This is a genomic window from Peribacillus asahii (assembly GCF_004006295.1).
Lineage (GTDB): Bacteria > Bacillota > Bacilli > Bacillales > DSM-1321 > Peribacillus > Peribacillus asahii_A.
Genome location: NZ_CP026095.1, coordinates 2,373,195 through 2,389,832, shown reverse-complemented (window position 1 = coordinate 2,389,832; position 16,638 = coordinate 2,373,195). Strand labels below are relative to the sequence as shown.

The 16,638-nt window shown below is 35.5% G+C and carries 12 protein-coding genes; 11 read left to right on the top strand and 1 reads right to left on the bottom strand.

Features of this window, described 5'->3' with window-relative positions:
• The first annotated feature begins 2 nt into the window (after positions 1 to 2).
• The 11 genes from BAOM_RS11510 to BAOM_RS25020 all read left to right on the top strand — a co-directional run bounded on the left by BAOM_RS11510 (position 3) and on the right by BAOM_RS25020 (position 14,134).
• Positions 3 to 1,523 carry a pyridoxal phosphate-dependent decarboxylase family protein gene (locus BAOM_RS11510; protein WP_127760395.1) on the top strand — a complete coding sequence of 507 codons (1,521 nt, stop codon included), beginning with the start codon at positions 3 to 5 and terminating at the stop codon, positions 1,521 to 1,523.
• The gene (locus BAOM_RS11505) at positions 1,501 to 3,252 is read left to right on the top strand and encodes an IucA/IucC family protein (protein WP_127760394.1); all 1,752 of its coding nucleotides are present in this window, start codon (positions 1,501 to 1,503) and stop codon (positions 3,250 to 3,252) included. Before BAOM_RS11510 ends, BAOM_RS11505 begins: the two co-directional genes overlap by 23 nt.
• A gap of 112 nt (positions 3,253 to 3,364) precedes the next feature.
• Complete coding sequence (locus BAOM_RS11500; protein ID WP_257467687.1) at positions 3,365 to 3,847, top strand: GNAT family N-acetyltransferase; 483 nt, start codon at positions 3,365 to 3,367, stop codon at positions 3,845 to 3,847.
• A complete protein-coding gene (locus BAOM_RS11495) occupies positions 3,826 to 5,115 on the top strand; it encodes a lysine N(6)-hydroxylase/L-ornithine N(5)-oxygenase family protein (protein WP_127760393.1) in 1,290 nt (429 codons plus the stop codon). The genes BAOM_RS11500 and BAOM_RS11495 overlap by 22 nt, the downstream gene beginning before the upstream one ends.
• A gap of 6 nt (positions 5,116 to 5,121) precedes the next feature.
• Positions 5,122 to 6,285, top strand: a complete 1,164-nt coding sequence (locus BAOM_RS11490) for an MFS transporter (RefSeq protein ID WP_127762540.1) — start codon at positions 5,122 to 5,124, stop codon at positions 6,283 to 6,285.
• Positions 6,282 to 8,084 carry an IucA/IucC family protein gene (locus BAOM_RS11485; RefSeq protein ID WP_127760392.1) on the top strand — a complete coding sequence of 601 codons (1,803 nt, stop codon included), beginning with the start codon at positions 6,282 to 6,284 and terminating at the stop codon, positions 8,082 to 8,084. Before BAOM_RS11490 ends, BAOM_RS11485 begins: the two co-directional genes overlap by 4 nt.
• 894 nt (positions 8,085 to 8,978) lie before the next feature.
• Positions 8,979 to 10,208, top strand: coding sequence for a cytochrome P450 (locus BAOM_RS11480; protein WP_127760391.1), 1,230 nt, complete (start codon positions 8,979 to 8,981; stop codon positions 10,206 to 10,208).
• A 1,211-nt stretch (positions 10,209 to 11,419) separates the two neighbouring features.
• Positions 11,420 to 12,433, top strand: coding sequence for a multicopper oxidase domain-containing protein (locus BAOM_RS11475; protein WP_127760390.1), 1,014 nt, complete (start codon positions 11,420 to 11,422; stop codon positions 12,431 to 12,433).
• Positions 12,434 to 12,448: 15 nt separating this feature from the next.
• A complete protein-coding gene (locus tag BAOM_RS11470; protein ID WP_127760389.1) occupies positions 12,449 to 13,618 on the top strand; it encodes a ZIP family metal transporter in 1,170 nt (389 codons plus the stop codon).
• 138 nt (positions 13,619 to 13,756) lie between these two features.
• Positions 13,757 to 13,942: a twin-arginine translocase TatA/TatE family subunit gene (locus BAOM_RS11465; protein WP_127760388.1), complete on the top strand. Its 186-nt coding sequence runs from the start codon at positions 13,757 to 13,759 to the stop codon at positions 13,940 to 13,942.
• A 69-nt stretch (positions 13,943 to 14,011) separates the two neighbouring features.
• Positions 14,012 to 14,134, top strand: coding sequence for a hypothetical protein (locus BAOM_RS25020; RefSeq protein ID WP_257467686.1), 123 nt, complete (start codon positions 14,012 to 14,014; stop codon positions 14,132 to 14,134).
• Between the two features lie 139 nt (positions 14,135 to 14,273).
• Here BAOM_RS25020 and BAOM_RS11460 read toward each other — a convergent pair whose 3' ends face one another.
• Positions 14,274 to 16,571, bottom strand: a complete 2,298-nt coding sequence (locus tag BAOM_RS11460; RefSeq protein ID WP_127760387.1) for a heavy metal translocating P-type ATPase — start codon at positions 16,569 to 16,571, stop codon at positions 14,274 to 14,276.
• Positions 16,572 to 16,638 lie beyond the last annotated feature (67 nt).

Below are 16,638 nucleotides of genomic sequence, written 5' to 3'. Positions count from 1 at the left end.
TCGTGACATCATTCGATCAGTGGTTTTTATCATCGTCTGTAAATAGTATTAATAACTATTATCAATATATGTCAGAAGTAGTAAAACTAGTGGGTACCCACTATCAAAGCCTTGAAAAACCATATGAATATATTGAGATGGAGGATATCCAAAAGAAAACTGCAGAATTTGTAAAGCTTGAAAATGAAGGGAAGCTACCAAATGCTATTTTCGAGTCTATACAGCATCTGGTCATGAAGTATTCGTTACATATTTCTCATTCTGGTGCGATGGCTCATTTGCACTGTCCACCTATGATTCCAGCTCTTGCTGCCGAAGTAATTATTACGGCTCTCAATCAATCGATGGACTCATGGGATCAAAGTCCGGTAGCTACTTATATAGAAGACGGTGTTATTCAGGAAATGATTAAAAAGATTAATTATCCTAAAACTGCTTCTGGAGTGTTCACGAGCGGCGGTACGCAATCCAACTATATGGCCTTGCTGTTAGCTCGTAATGAATATTGCGCTAAGCATTTTTCCATCAATGTGAGTAAGCAGGGATTACCAGCGGAGGCGCAGAAATTTCGAATTTTTTGTTCGGAAAAAGCCCACTTTACCGTACAGCAATCAGCTGCTCAATTAGGTCTTGGTATGCAATCTGTCGTAACAATAAAAACGAATGAACGCTTTGAAATGTGTCCTGAGCATTTATATGAAGAAATCGAAAGAGTAAAAAAGCAAGGGGATATCCCATTCGCAGTTGTGGCGACGATAGGAACAACTGATTTTGGAAGTATTGATCCACTTCATGAACTAAGTAAATTAACCGAAAGAGAAAATATATGGCTGCATGCAGATGCGGCGTACGGAGGCGCTTTACTATTCTCGCACGAATATAGTCATCTAGTTTCTTATTTACATAAAGCAGATTCTATTACGTTAGACTTTCATAAATGGTTTTATCAGCCAGTTAGCTGTGGCGCATTTTTTGTGAAAAATGCCTCTATGTTTGAGCACATCCAACTGCATGCCGATTATTTAAATCCAGAAGAAGATTCACAGCTTCATTTAGTTGACCGTAGTATTCAGACGACGAAACGGTTTGATGCTCTTAAAATATGGTTGACATTTCAAGCAGTCGGTAAACAAGAGTTTGGTGACATGATTGATTACACAATTAGAACGGCGAGACAGACAGCTGATTATTTACAAGAGAGAAAAGATATCGAATTGTTGAATACCCCTGAAATGAATGCGATAGTATTTCGTTATCAACCAAACATTCGTTACAAAGATAAGCAAAAACAGCGATTATTTGAAAATACTATCAATCAGTCCATTCAACAGCTTTTCTATGACCAGGGCCGATTGATTATGGCGAAAACAAAGAATCACGGGCAAGTCTACTTGAAACTGACCATGTTAAATCCGTTAATTACATTTGATGAAACGGTTAAACGATTAGATGAAGTGATTAGTCTAGGAAAAGACCTTGAAAAAAAGGAGGAACGATTACGTGAACACGCAACTATCAGCTAGTTTTATTACGATGCAAAACCTAATCAATTGCTATATTCGAGAAACAGGACAGGGGATATGGCGATCCGTAAACGGCATATCTAATGAAGAAGTATTAGTCATTGAATTAAAGAAACAACCAGTAACTCTTTATTTGCCTGTAAAATACCGCTCCGTAACAGGTCGGCACTTATTTAAGCGAGAGTTATGTTATCAAATCCATCATCAAGAAATGAAGGAGCTTGATATGATTACACTTCTCTCACTGTTAATGAAAGAAGTAACGGATGATTTATTACAGGTTAATGATTTCATCGTACGTGTTCTTTTAAGTTATGAAAATATGAATCTATTTATTGAAAAAAGGAAACATGAATTAGAAGAATGCTACAAATGGGATAAAACATTTTTACAGTCAGAGCAATCTTTATTAATTGGTCATCAGCTTCATCCAACACCAAAAAGTCGTCAAGGTATTTTACCTGAAGAAGAATTTATATTTGCTCCAGAATTAAAAGGGAATTTTCAGCTTCATTATTTTAGAGCGCATCGTTCAATTGTTAAAGAACAATCGGCTTATAGTCAGTCAGCTACAAATATAATAAAAAAGCAATTAATACAAGATAAAACAATATCAAAGGAGTTTGCCTTGAAATATTGTCAAGATGATGAATATACGCTCATACCGATGCATCCACTTCAAGCACGCTTTTTACTAGGGAAAAAAGAAGTGACTAATTGGATACATAAAGAGCAGCTTACTTATTTAGGTCCGCAGGGTGGGCTCTTTTATCCAACATCGTCTGTGCGTACAGTATATAGTCCTGATGCTGATGTTATGTATAAATTCTCGATTCCTGTAAAAATCACAAATTCTTTACGTGTAAATAAAGTGAAGGAACTGAATCGTGGTGTGGAGGTAGCAAGATTACTACAAGCAAGTTTGGAAAGTGAATTACACGCTCAATATCCTGCTTTTCAATTTATTAAAGACCCAGCTTTTGTCATGTTAGGCGATGAGGAACTTGGATTTGAAGTGATGATTCGTGACAATCCGTTTAAAGAAGAAGGATACAATACGACTCTTCTAGCCAGCTTATGTCAAGACCATGTATTTAATGAAGTATCACAACTCACGAACATTATTCGGAACATTTGTAATAATAACAATCTTACTACTGAACAAGCGAGTGAGATTTGGTTTAAACGTTACATCGATATCACGTTAAAACCAATGCTGTGGTTATATACACAGAAAGGAATTGCTTTAGAAGCACATCAACAAAACTCGATTATTCACTTAGATCAAGATGGCTATCCGTCAATATTTTATTATCGGGATAATCAAGGCTACTATTTTATGAAATCAAAAGAAGCAGCGTTGCGTGAGTTGCTGCCAACATTGAATCGAGAAAGTGATACCGTATGTGAAGATGGGGTTGCTGAGGAGCGTTTCCGTTATTATGTATTTTTTAATCATATATTTGGGCTCATTAATGCATTTGGAGTAAGTAATCTTATCGATGAAAGGAAGCTATTGACCCTTTTACGAGAAGAACTTAAACCATATCTATTACAAGATCATACGCAGCTCGTCACTTCACTGCTTGAACATAAGGAGCTTCCTTGCAAAGCTAATTTCTTAACACGTGTTCATGATATGGATGAATTAGTAGGAGCTCTAGAAACTCAATCCGTTTATGTAAACATAGATAATCCATTATATAAAGCAGTGGGTGTGAACCAATGAAAATGGGATTACAAACTAATTACCCGTTTACAATTTACGACTCTCGGTAAAGAAAGAGCTTACATTTCGTCCGGTTTCTTTAAAAGAGGATTTTGACCATTTACATAGATGGATGAATGAGCCGCATGTCATTCCTTATTGGAATTTAAATATCGATAGAGATGCTTATATGCGGCATTTACAAACATTTTTAACGGATGCTCATCAACAATTACTAATAGGTGAAATCAATGGAGTGCCGATGAGTTATTGGGAATCGTATACCGTGGAAGGGGATATCATTAGCGAATACTATTCAAACGATCCAGGTGATCAAGGTATTCACTTATTAATTGGAGAACCTGCCTACTTAGGAAAGGGATATATTTATCCATTGCTTTTAAGTATTTTAAAGAGAAAATTTGAAATGGTTGAGACGAAAAAAGTTGTAGCGGAACCGGATATCCGTAATGAAAAAATGATAGCAGTATTTAAAAAATGCGGTTTTCAGCCTATCAAGGAAGTGAAATTACCAGATAAGACGGGATTACTGCTTAGCTGTGAAAGAGAAGTATTTGAAAGAAGGTGGAGTCAATGGAACAACGGAACATTTTAGACATTATTGGCGTAGGGGTAGGTCCATTTAATTTAGGATTAGCAGCACTGCTTGAAAAAACGGAATGTACATATATGTGTTTTGAACAAAAGCCACAATTCAATTGGCATCCTGGTATGCTCCTTGAAGGAACGACCTTACAAGTTCCATTTATGGCTGATATGGTAACAATGGTAGATCCAACAAGTCCCTATAGCTTTTTAAATTATTTGCATGAAAATAAACGGTTGTACCAGTTTTACTTTTTTGAAAAATTTCAAATTCCGCGTAATGAATATAATCACTATTGTCAATGGGTCGCAAATCGTTTAAGAGGTTTGAAGTTTAGCAGTGAAGTTACAAACATTACGCTTCATACAGAAGAAGATACTTATTATGAAGTAACGGTTCAACATGAAGAAAGCGTTAAAACATACTACAGTCGTCACATCGTAATGGGGATTGGAACGAAACCAATTTTCCCAAAAGACTTTCAGTCGATGTATAGTGATCAATTATATCATTCCGCTCACTATAAAATGAAACGCGAACAAACATTGAAAGCAAAAAGTATTACCGTTGTCGGCTCAGGTCAAAGTGCAGCTGAAATTGTATACGATTTATTACAACAGCAGGATGATCAAAAGTATGAGTTGAGTTGGTACACGCGTTCTAAAGGGTTTTATCCAATGGAATATTCAAAACTTGGCTTAGAACATTTTTCGCCGGATTATACACGCTACTTTTATCATTTAGAACCTAAAAAGAAGCAACAAGTACTACAAAACCAAGCGCTGCTTTATAAAGGGATTAGTGTCAACACCATTAGCGATATTTATGAATTATTGTACGAACGAACAATTGGTGGAGAGAAAACACCAATCAAAATTCAAGCGTTAACCGAATTATCGAATATTGAACAACAAGAAGACAGCCAACGATTAACCTTGTATCAATATGAACAAGGGGTATACCAGCAAACGGTAAGTGATGTAGTGATTTTAGCAACTGGTTATCAAAGCTCATTACCTTCCTTTTTAGAAGGAATGAAACAGTATGTAAAGTTTGATGACCAAGGACAGCTAGAAATAGATGAACAATATAAAGTTAAAACAACAGTTGATGGAGCTTCATTATTTATTCAAAATGGTGAACTTCATACACATGGAGTAGGAGCACCTGACTTAGGGCTTGGTGCTTATCGAAATGCAGCGATTATTAATCAAATTGCTGGAAAAGAAGTGTATAAACTGTATAGAAGAAATATCTTTCAGCAGTTCGGATTTTAATAAGTGATGACTCGCAATCAATTTGTCTTTGTATGCTTGTTTCTAACGATGCTGTCTGAGGTGTTATTATCTCCATTTTATCCGCAGTATTTTTCAGAGGCATTTGGCGTACAAGGAGTAGAAATGACTTCTATTTTTATCATTTGCTGTCGACTTGTTGTCATCATTATGACACCTTTCTGGGGAGCTATATTAAAGAAGTGGTCCATGCGACAAGTTGTAATATGCTCTCTTTTTATGACAGCTGTTTTTAAAGTCATTCTGAGTGAAAGTACAACATTTTTAAGCTTTTTAATAACATCGCTTTTATTGCTTGTATTTCAAAGCAGTTTATATCTATTGTATCCCTATTTAGTTGAAAGTATGGAACAACAAGAGGAGAAAGCGAAAAAAACAACGATTTATATGCTCGTCATGCACACAGCTATCATTGTTTCGAGTTTATTAGGAAGCTTCATCATTACATGGGAAATGCCCCTTAAAGTATATCTGATATTCGCTTGTATGGATCTTGGTCTGATGGTCATTTTACTAGCGACAAAACTGTTGTCACCCGATGCGGTAAAGAAAGATCAACCAATACATATGAAAGTTAAAAAGCAGCCCATTTACTTTTATATGATAGCTATCTTTTTCTTTCATCTTGGCCATAATGTGATTCGCCCTTACTTCACCTTGTTTGTGGAGGATAGATACGAAGTAGGTAATCAAATGAATGCTTTACTCTATGTTATGCCAAGTATGATGGCTATTATATTGAAGTTTTGTGTACCAATCCGTGTCTTTAGAGGTCAAGACACAATGCTATTGTATATAGTAACGATTCTTAGTGTGTTTTCGTTAACTATACAAGCATCTATTGATAGTCTAGGGATATTTATTATAAGTCGAATTATATACGGGGGCTGTTTTTACCTCAGTATGGTTGTATTAGATATTTATTTATTTCGACAATTCCATGAAGCGGCTACTTATTATTATAGCTGGTTAATCGCTGTACAAAATGTGGCACTGCTCTTTGCTCCTTTGTTGGCGTTAACGGTGAGTAAGGTAAGTTTGTACGTCCCTTTGCTATGCGGTGCCGTTTTATTAGTAGCAGCAATCATTGCCATAACAATTCATAACAAACCAGTAGTGCTTTATAAAAAGGTAAAGGAGAATGAAGGATGAAAATTGTAGAAACGGATATATCCAAGTTTACGAAACAATCGTGGGAAAAAGTGAATCAACAACTGCTTGCAAAAATGCTGCAAGAGTTTATGTATGAACATATTATTGAACCAACGGAAATACAAAAATTATCACAGGCTACCTTGTATCAATGGAAAGATAAGAAAGGAGTAACTTATACGTATGAAGCAAAAGAAAGGCTATTTGATAGTTATCATGTTATAGCGAATACGATAAAAGTAACGTTTGAAAACCAAGAAATCACAGTCTCTAAAGCGCTGCAGTTACTAATCGGATTGTCCGAAGAAGAAGGAATGACAAGCTCTACAGCAGGACATTTAGCGAAAGAATATTTTCATACGTTAGTTGCTGATTTATATTTGCAAAATCAAAAATCGGCAGATGAGCTTTCTACAATGGATTACGCTGAATTGGAAGGGGAAATGACGGGGCATCCGTGGATTACATATAATAAAGGAAGAATTGGTTTTGGATTTGATGATTATGTGAGATTTGCTCCAGAACAAAAAAATCCTATTCAGCTCTCATGGATTGCTGTTGCTAAACAAGTGTGTTCATTTCATTCAGTAGCCGCGTTGTCATTTGAAAAAATGATAAATCAAGAACTGAGCGAAGCCGCACTGAAATCATTCGCTGATAAATTGAAAGAACGCCAACTAACATGTAGTGATTATTATTATTTACCTGTTCATGAATGGCAATGGTTAAATGTCATCGTTCCTCTCTTTGCGGAGTATATTGCGAATGACTTTATCGTTCCGCTTGGAGAAGGTGAAGATAGCTATTTACCACAGCAGTCTATTCGAACATTTGTAAATACGACTCATCGAGAAAAATTTCATGTAAAGCTTCCGATGAGTATATTAAATACACTTGTTTATCGAGGGTTGCCTAGTGAACGATGTGTTATAGCCCCTCAGGTAACGGAATACATTAAAGGCATTCGAGATCAAGATACCTTTTTAAGAGATACGTGTAAGATAGGACTACTCGGTGAAGTGGCAACGTTAAACGTAAATCACCCTACGTTTACCAATATTCAAAATGCCCCTTATCAATATTTAGAAATGCTTGGCGTGGTATGGAGAGAAAGTGTCTACGAAGAGTTAGAAGAAGGAGAACAAGCCCTTACATTAGCTGCTTTGTTGCATCTCGATTATTCCGGGAAGGCGCTTGTATCAACATATATCCAAAAATCCGGCTTGACACCCAGAGAGTGGATTTCTGCATTAATGAATGCTATATTGCCTCCGCTATTGCATTATTTATATCAATATGGAACAGTATTCTCACCGCATGGTCAAAATACTGTGCTTGTATTAAACAATTTTAAACCTGTTCGAATTATTATGAAAGACTTTGTAGATGATGTGAATATTAGCAATCAACCGTTTGATGAGTTACGATCATTATCTCAAGAGCTAAAAAATGTATTAAGGAGCGAGGAACCAGAAGGGTTAACGCAGTTTATTTTAACCGGTTTATTTATTTGTCATTTCCGTTATTTGGCACCGATTTTAGAAGAACATGAACAGGTTACGGAACAAGAGTTTTGGAGTATGGTCCGTAATGAAATTTTGCATTATCAATTACAACATCCACAGCTGCACGACCGATTTAAACTATTTGATTTATTGCGTCCTAGAGTAACAAAATTAACATTAAACCGAAATCGTATGTTTGATTATGGATACGCAGATGACGGAGATCGTCCGCATGCAAGTGAATATGGAACAGTAAGAAATGCATTACATGAGGTTTGTGAATTGATAAAATAATCCTATCATTATAAATGTTTTCAAATTTGTGAAAAATATAATATAAAAACTCTATTATCACAGTGAACGCTTGAATAAGAGTTTGATAAGAAGTGCTAAAAGACTATACAAAATAATTATGAGGAGTCAAATTCACTAGATGGATTTGGCTCTTTTTCCTTATAAAAATAAGAAACATTTAAAATGTGTTGACAGAATTAATTAATAATTCTATTATTTTTATTGTAAACATTTTATTTTAATTAGTTTACATTTAGGTAGCATATGGTTACATGATCATAAGTATGCAACAGGAAAAGTATTATAGTATTAGAATGAAAGCTAGCTTAGAGGAGGAAGAGTAATAGCAATCGGTAATCTAATCCTCATAGGAACCATTTTCTCAAAATGGTGGAGTTGGCTTGTATAGTCATTTGAACTCCCCCAACTTAGCTAACGCTTGAAGTGGAGGATTCCTACGAATACCAGTGTATCCACTAGTTATTGAGTAGGCTACCCCTGTAATCTTACGGTTATAGCTTAATATCTTGTACGTTGGACTCACTACACTCCCTACTCTGCTTGGTTTTCGCTACTTCGGTGAGTGAGGGGTGAAAGAACGTTGAAGATTTTACATGACAGACGCTTTTCCTGTCCCAACTTCCTATCTTCAGTTTTCAAAGAACAATCCGTACAGGAATATCATACTATGGGAACGAGTGCTCCCTTCTGCGGAAAGGCGATTCATCTCCCACCTACTTATTGGGCTATCGCCCTTCACATTCCTTGAAGTAGGAGTCTTCTCGCCTAAAATGATAAAATCTTACAGAAATAACCTTTTTAAAAGAGACATCTTTACTCAAATATAGATGCGTCGCTAAAAATAAGGTGATTATATTGGAGGCATAACATAATATGACAAACGATATAAAACAAAAGCTAGAAGTTCCGAACATAACACCATTTTCACTTTCTTCTCCTGAGTTTCTAAGAAATCCTTACCCCATTTATGATAATTTACGTTCTAATAACCCTATTTATAGGGGGAATTCATTTAAATATCCGGGTTGGTATATAACTGGCTATGAAGAGGCTGTAACGATTCTTAAAGACCATATAAATTTTAAAAGTCGCACCCCGCTGCCTCAGACATCGAAAAAATATGAACATCTTAAAAATATGCAGAACGATATGATGCTTTTTAAGAATCAACATGATCATAAACGTTTACGCATGTTGGTTAGTAAAGTATTTAGTCCAAGTGTTGTGGAAGATTATCGTCCTTATATAGAAGAAACAGTTAATGACTTACTGAATAAGGTGCAAAATAAGAGGCAAATGGATGTTGTTACAGATTTTGCATTTCCTTTAGCTAGTCTCATTATAGCTAAAATATTAGGGGTACCATCAGAAGAGCGCAATCAATTCAGGGAATGGGCTGTTAGCTTAATCGAAACAATTGATTTTACTCGGACAAAAGCGACATTAGTAAATGGAAACGATACAACGATGCTGTTAATCGTTTATTTTAAAAAGCTAATCAAAAAACGGAAGCAAGCCCCTCAAGATGATCTTATTAGCATGTTAATAAGGGAGGAACAACATGGTGACAGGTTAACAGATGAAGAATTACTCGCAACATGTATTTTACTTGTTATTGCTGGACATGAGACAACAGTAAACCTCATTAGCAATTCGATTCTAACCTTATTGAATCACCCAGAGCAATTAAGGATGTTAAAGGAAAATCCATTACTGATTAAAACAGCAGTTGAGGAATTTTTACGCTATGAAAGCCCAACACAGATGACCGCTCGTATTGCATTAGAAGATATTGAAATGAATGGAGTCACCATTAAAAAAGGCGAGCAAGTATACATAATGTTAGGAGCAGCGAATCGTGATCCGAAAAAATTCGTTGAACCCAATGTGCTCGATATCACTAGAAACTTGAATCCTCATCTTGCATTTGGATATGGAATTCACTTTTGTTTAGGATCATCATTAGCACGTCTTGAAGCACAAATAGCTATTCAAACACTCCTGCAACAAATGGAGCATCTTCAATTAGCTACATCTGACCTACAATGGAGAAAACTAATTGGTTTTAGATCACTAAAAGAACTGCTGGTCACTTTTAATTAAGTTAGATTTACTTCAATATTGAAAAGAAAGAATAGAGTAGGAGGATTTTTCTGCTGTTCGGCAGACTGTGTCACAGTATAGGCTTGTTCTTAACTGTCTACACATGTGAAAGTTAATTACGTATTGATTATAAAAAAAGCTTTTAGTAAACTCAAAAAATTGAATCAAAAGTAAATAAATGAATCATTAAACTAACTGAATTTTTATAGGAATTGATAGGAAAATAGGGCATATTACCACATTCCATATAAAAACAGCAAAAGGACTTTCCAAACAAGCTCCGAGTTTAGGAGCCAAAAAGTAAATAAAAGAAAGTTTAGAAGCTGAGTGAGTTGTGATGAATGGAATTTGTAAAGTAATTTGCTTTGCACATTCTCTATATTATCAGGTTGGTCATCAATTAAAAGAACCAATTGTTTGTTATGTCACTAGTTCTGTAAACAGAATCACCAAACATTCAATATTGAGAAGTTTATTATTTAACAGATATATAATCAATCGAAAGGCGGCCAGGTTTTGATTGGAGAACTGTTGTTAGAGTTAGACCATCCAATATTACCTAGATATTTACAAGAAGGAGATTTTAATCATTTAGTTGCCAGAGATTAGATATTATGTAGATGTTATACTAATTGAAATATGAGGACAATGATTCTATTATATATCGTAAAAAAATAGTAGCCCAAACCAAGTTAATAGTTTGTGCTACTATTTTTAATATAGAACTTTGTTAAACAATATTGTTGATAATACGATTTTTGCCTTATTTTCTCTCTAGCTTCAAGCTTTTTATGGAGCCAGAGCAACCTTTAAGTAGAGCTGAAAGGTGTGTGTGACCACGCTTTCACATAAATGAACTAAAAATCAACAATATTATACAATACAGAGTCTTAATTTAAAAAGATAACAATAAAAATTCGTAAATGTAACAGATAATCTGTAAGGTATGTTAAATCAACTTGATGACTATAGATGCGTGTAGAAAAAAAGCTCTTAGGATCATTTCCTTAGAGCTTTTTGATATTTAAATAAGCGTCTTACAGCGTTCCTTTAGAATTAATTCCAGTATTATTTTACACTTTGTAATCTCAAGGAAAATACAAAAAATTAAGAAAAAGAAAAATAAATATTGAAAAAGTTTGTCCTAATACATAAACTTTAGTCAAATATCATATTTTTGCATAAAGGAAACTTTTTAGGGGTGATTAAACATGACTGACCAAAGTAAAATTTCTAGACGTGACGTTTTAAAGTTGGGATCTGCTGGTGCTTTAGGTATAGCGGGGAGTTATTTTTTAAATAATTTAGCGACTTCGACCTCTTTGGTTAAAGCACAATCGCATAGCCAAAAACACAGTAATATGAATCATAGTCAAATGGTGGGAGATATTACAAAAAACTCAGGTTATAACATGGCTGAACAGTTACTAACCACATTTGATTACGGAAAAGTAAGTATATTATCAAATGGAAAAACGCTTCGTGAATATGAAATTGTGGCTATAGATAAAGAAATTGAAATTGCAAATGGGATAAAATTTCCGGGGTGGACTTACAACGGGACGATACCAGGCCCTACTTTTCGTTGTACGGAAGGGGACTTACTACGTTTTCATTTCACAAATGGAGGCAGTCACCCTCACTCTATTCACTTTCATGGTATACACCCTCCAGAAATGGATGGAATTGCACCGATTTCCCCAGGGCAAACATTTACTTATGAATTTGAAGCTAAGCCATACGGAATGCAGATCTATCATTGTCATGTATTACCACTTGCTCGCCATATTCATAAGGGATTGTATGGGAACTTTATTATTGATCCAAAAACACCAAGGGAACCGGCGTTAGAGTTAAATATGGTGATGAATGGGTTTGACTTGGATTTAGATGGCGAAAACGATTTTTATACGGTTAATGGGTATGCCTTCGCATTCATGAATCATCCGATTAAAGTAAAAAAAGACCAATTAGTTCGTATTTATCTTAGTAACTTAACAGAATTTGATTTAATTAATTCCTTCCATCTTCACGCTAACTATTTTACGTATTATCCGACAGGAAGGAATGATAACCCTTCTCAATTCACTGATACGATCATGCAGTGTCAAGGAGAACGCGGTATTATTGAAGTGAGTTTTCCTTATAAGGGAAAATATATGTTTCATGCCCATGTCAGTGAATTTGCTGAATTGGGGTGGATGGGATTTTTTGAAGTAGAGTAAAGGAGGGATGTAAAAATGAAAACAAAATGGATAATCTCAGGATTAGTTCCTTTAGTTTTACTTGTGGGGGTATTAGCATGGGTATTAATAAATGGAGCAGGAATAGAAAAAGATCCTGCTGCACCTATTGAAGTATTAAATATTGAAAGGATTAAAGTAACGAATGGAGGTTTTGAACTTTCAGTAAGTAACACCGGTCCAGAAACACTTACCATTTCACAAGTAATTGTAAATGATTCTGTTTGGAATTTCAGCGTTTCACCTGATTCTACGCTTAAACGGTTTGAAGATGGGAAACTAACTATTCCCTATCCATGGGTTGAGGGGGATCCTCATGCTATTAAAATTATCACTGAAAATGGCATTGTAACAGAAGGGGAAATTGTAGCGGCAACTTTGACTCCTGAAGCTAGCTGGAGCAACTTTTTAAACTATGGCTTTATCGGTTTTTATGTCGGAATTGTCCCTATTACTCTAGGATTATTGTGGTATCCATTTATGAAGCATTTTAGGCGAAAATGGATTAATGCTATCCTTGCACTTACTGTCGGACTCTTATTATTCCTGTTTGTTGGAACGCTTGCTGACGGATTTGAGATTGGTATGGAAGCTCCTTCTGTGTTCCAAGGGAATATGGTGGTCATAATCGGAGCTGCTCTAACCTTTTTACTATTAATCGGATTTGATCAGTATCAGCATAAAAGACAGGAGTCTAAAGGCTTTTCAGCTTTTAAATTAGCACTTCTAATGGCTACAGGAATTGGGCTTCATAATTTCGGAGAAGGATTGGCGATTGGATCTTCTTTTGCTCTCGGTGAAGCTGCATTAGGAACATTTTTAATCATTGGCTTTACCCTGCACAATATTACAGAAGGGATTGGGATAGCTGCTCCCCTTTTAAAAACCAAGCCAAGTATAAAGGACTTTTTAATTCTCGGAACAATTGCTGGTGCACCTGCCATTCTTGGTACTTGGTTTGGCGGTTTCATTTTCTCGCCAATATGGGGTGCTTTATTCTTAGGAATTGGAGCAGGGGCCATTTTACAAGTAATTTATGTCATTACAAAAATGCTTATTGAAGATCATCGAACACATAAGGAGCCATCTGTCTCATGGTTAAATCTTTCTGGATTCGCCATTGGAATGTTAATCATGTACTTTACTGCATTTTTTGTTAAGTTTTAAGGATGGCATTAAATGATGGTAGACGTTTAAAAACTTGGTAAGAATATTAATCTAAACAACTTTTTTGCTGAAGTTATTTTGAAATGATGATAAGCGTATAAATGGAATTACAAGATTTAATGATTAGGAGGGGGAATTATGCTTCAAAATATTGGAATACCAGGATTGATACTAACTTTAATAATCGTTCTTATAATTTTTGGTCCTTCTAAGTTACCGGAAATCGGAAGAGCATTTGGCTCAACATTAAGAGAATTTAAAAAGTCTACTAGAGATCTTGTGGTAGATGACGCAAATACAGAACCATCTAAAAACAAGGATTAACTAGCCAATTAGATTAAAAGAAGGTGTAGGCTTTGTCTTACATCTTCTTTTTTCTGGAGTAATTATCATATGCGAGTAGCTCCGCACTTTGAGGAATTACGTAAACGAATTATCATTACTTTAGTCGTCTTTCTGCTGTCTTTAATGCCTAGCATTTATATTATCATTGCTAGTCAAAGATTTATGATTTAAGCTAGTGCTGTTAGGACTGAGTGGTATCCTAGGGATTTTTAAATGGAATAAGACTTATTGAACGAAGGCAGGTTAGTACAATAAAAATTCCTTTTTGTAAAAAATGAGATGTCTCTTTTCAGAAACATCTCATTAATATCTATTCTTTAAATTTTAACAATCTTATTGCATTTAAAATAACAATTAAGGCAGCGCCAGTATCACTTAATACAGCCATCCAAAGTGTAAGCCAACCAAGGAAGATTAAGACTAGTGCGATGACTTTAATAATGATGGAGAACCAAATATTTTGTTTAATAATCGTTAAGGCTTTTCTACTTAACTTCATTGTATAAGGAAGTTTGTCAAGATTATCCGCCATTAACACAATATCGGCTGTTTCCATTGCAGTGTCAGTTCCGGCACCTCCCATTGCAATACCTAAATCTGCTGTTGCAAGTGCAGGAGCATCATTAATACCGTCTCCAACCATCGCTACCTGATGTCCTTCATTTTGTAATTTCTTAATAGCATCTACTTTATCCTCTGGCAATAATTCTGCGAAATAGCGATTCACATTCGCTTCCGAAGCAATCATTTTTGCGGTTCCTTCATTGTCCCCAGTCAACATGACAGTTTGGTTAACTCCACTTTGTTTTAATGCATTTAAAGCTGACGCTGAAGTTTTACGGATTGTATCAGAAACGGCAATAATCCCAATAATTTGATTTTGTGTCCCAACGATCACTACTGTTTTCCCTTTGCTTTGTATCTCTTGAACATGTTTTTTTACATCCTCTAAAGAAACATTAAGTTCTTCGAATAATGTTAGATTCCCAGCGTAAAAAATATCTTCTTGAATGGTCGCTTGAACACCTTTTCCTACGATACTTTTAAATAACTCTCCATTTTTAGGTCGTATTCCTTTTTCATTGGCATATCCAACAATCGCTTGTGCTATAGGATGTGTTGAATAATCTTCTAGAGTTAATGCTATTGAAAGTAATTCCGCTTCTGATCCGTTTAACGTTTTGATTTCCGATACTTTAGGTTTTCCTTCAGTCAAAGTACCAGTTTTATCAAATGCAATGGCCGTGATGGCACCTGCTTTTTCTAAAAACGTTCCACCTTTAATTAAGACTCCATTCTTCGCAGCATTCCCAATAGCTGATACGATGGCAACAGGAGTAGAAATGACTAAAGCACAAGGACAAGCTACAACTAGTAGTTCCAGCCCTTTATAAAACCATTCTCCCCAAGTACCAAATCCAAATAGTGGAGGTAGCACCATAATTGCCAATGCTAAAAGAAATACAATAGGTGTATAAATACTTGCGAATTTATCTACAAATGCTTCAGTTGGCGCTTTTTGTTCTTGGGCCTCTTCGACCAAATGAATAATTTTTGATATGGTCGTATCTTCAACTAACTTAGTGACCCGAATCTCAAGGGAACCATGTTCATTTATTGTTCCTGCGTATACTGTATTACCTATTTCCTTATCTACAGGAATGGACTCTCCTGTAATAGGAGCCTGATTGACACTGGATTCCCCGTGAATAATTTCACCATCTAATGGAATTTTATCACCCGGTTTAACAATGATAATGTCACCAACTACTATATTTTCAACCGGTTTTTTTATGACTTCTGAACCAACACTTACCCAAGCTTCAGCAGGAGCTAGATTCATAAGATTACGAATCGAATTTCTTGTGCGTTCAATCGATTTGGTTTGTAGTAAGTTACCGATTGCGAATAACCAAACAACGGTAGCACCTTCAAGCCATTCCCCTATAAGTGCAGCTCCAATAGCTGCAGCAGACATCAGAACATTCATATCCAGTGAACGACTTTTTATCGCATAGAATGCACTCTTTATAGGCTTATAACCACTTATCACCATTGCAATTGCGTATAGTACCGATGACATCCATGGAGAAATTCCATTAAATGAACCGATAAAACCAAGAGCTATTAGTACACCAGACAAGATGATTAAGCCATTCTCGTTTTTATTTTTGTGAGTCTGTATCGATTGCTTATTAGATGATAATGAGGCTTTATAACCAATTTTAGAAACCTCAGAAATAATATCTTCGACACTAGCCAAATGTTCAATTTTCATTTTTCCGGTAGAAAAATTAACGCTGACACTTTTAACGGATGGAATGGTATTTAAGTGATTTTCTATGCTCTTAGCACAACTACCACAGTCCATTCCTTCAATATCGAAGGTTTTTATATTCCCTTTTTGATTTAATGGATCTGTAGAATATCCAAGTTTTTTAATTTCACACTCAATCGGAATAAAAGCATCAGCATTACTTGCAGCCACCTGCATTTTCGCTGTACTGAAATTAACCTTTACCTCATTTATATCTTTTAGTTTACTTAAACCTTTTTCAATGGTAATTGCACAAGCGGCACAATCCATTCCATGAACTCTGTATGACATCTTCTCTCTAGACGGAAGAGGATTCGAGATGGTATCTACTGTTTGTTCTTCATTACTACTACAACAG